Source organism: Bacillus cereus group sp. BfR-BA-01355 (assembly GCF_022663675.1).
GTDB lineage: Bacteria > Bacillota > Bacilli > Bacillales > Bacillaceae_G > Bacillus_A > Bacillus_A thuringiensis_S.
The window spans coordinates 1-614 of record NZ_JAKUFY010000291.1; the positions used below are offsets into that span (position 1 = coordinate 1).

The window sequence follows — 614 nt, forward strand, 5'->3', positions numbered from 1 at the left end:
AATGTAGAGATAACAAAAATAGATAAAGATAGTAAAGCTCCATTAGAAAATGTTGTATTTGAAGTACGTGATTCAAAAGGAAAAGTAGTTACGAAAGTAACGACGGATAAAGAAGGAAAAGCAAACGTTTCAGATTTACCTATTGGGAAGTATGAGTTGGTGGAAGTAGAAACACCGGCAGGATACAAACCACTAGAAAAGCCAATTTCATTCGACATTGAAAAGGGTAGAGTAACAGCATTAAAGCTAACAGTAGAAAATGAATTAGTAGATACAGGAAATGTAGAAATTACAAAAGTAGATAAAGAAAATAAAGATGTTTTAGCTGATGCAGTCTTTGAAATTCAAGATGAAGCAGGACAAGTAGTCGCTAAAATAACGACAGATAAAAAAGGACAAGCACAAGTTACTAATTTATCAGTCGGCACATACAAGTTAATAGAAGTAAAAGCACCAAAAGGATATAAACAATTAGTAGATTCGATTATTTTCCAAATTGAAAAAGGCATGACAAAATCTCTTGCTTTAACAGTAGAAAACGAAATGTTAGACAAGGGAAATGTAGAAATTACAAAAGTAGATAAAGATAGTCAAAAATTATTAGAAGGCGTAGT

1 protein-coding gene is annotated in these 614 nt (G+C 31.8%); it reads left to right on the plus strand.

Going from position 1 to position 614, the window contains the following annotated elements; all coding sequences use genetic code 11:
• Window positions 1-614, plus strand: a 614-nt coding sequence (locus MR167_RS31660) for an MSCRAMM family protein (RefSeq protein ID WP_255787530.1), incomplete at both ends; no start/stop codon positions are given.